This is a genomic window from Halomonas sp. ATBC28 (genome assembly GCF_005937175.1).
Lineage (GTDB): Bacteria > Pseudomonadota > Gammaproteobacteria > Pseudomonadales > Halomonadaceae > Vreelandella > Vreelandella titanicae.
This window is the reverse complement of sequence record NZ_VCQL01000151.1, coordinates 1-413: the sequence shown is the minus strand read 5'-3', so window position 1 is coordinate 413 and position 413 is coordinate 1. Positions and strand designations below refer to the sequence as shown.

At 49.6% G+C, this 413-nt stretch carries 1 protein-coding gene; it reads left to right on the top strand.

The window, feature by feature from the left end; all coding sequences use genetic code 11:
- Positions 1 to 17: 17 nt before the first annotated feature.
- The coding region (radC, locus tag E0L35_RS25780) for a DNA repair protein RadC (protein ID WP_138801753.1) at positions 18 to 413 on the top strand (396 nt) is incomplete at its 3' end.

Below are 413 nucleotides of genomic sequence, written 5' to 3'. Positions count from 1 at the left end.
CCACAAAGGAGGTGAAGGTGAAAAACAATGTACAGCTGTTGATGCCGCGCGAAAAAATGCTGAAGTTTGGTATTAGCGCCTTAACGGATGTCGAGCTGCTGGCGCTATTTCTGCGTACCGGAACGCGCGGTAAAGATGTATTAACCCTGGCAAAAGAGATGCTGGAGAATTTCGGCTCTCTTTATGGCTTGTTAACCTCTGAATATGAGCAATTTAGTGGCGTTCATGGAATTGGCGTGGCGAAATTCGCCCAGTTAAAGGGGATTGCCGAACTGGCGCGGCGTTACTACAACGTACGGATGCGTGAAGAAAGCCCTTTACTCAGCCCGGAGATGACGAGGGAATTTTTACAAAGCCAGCTCACGGGCGAGGAGCGGGAGATCTTTATGGTGATCTTTCTCGACTCCCAACAC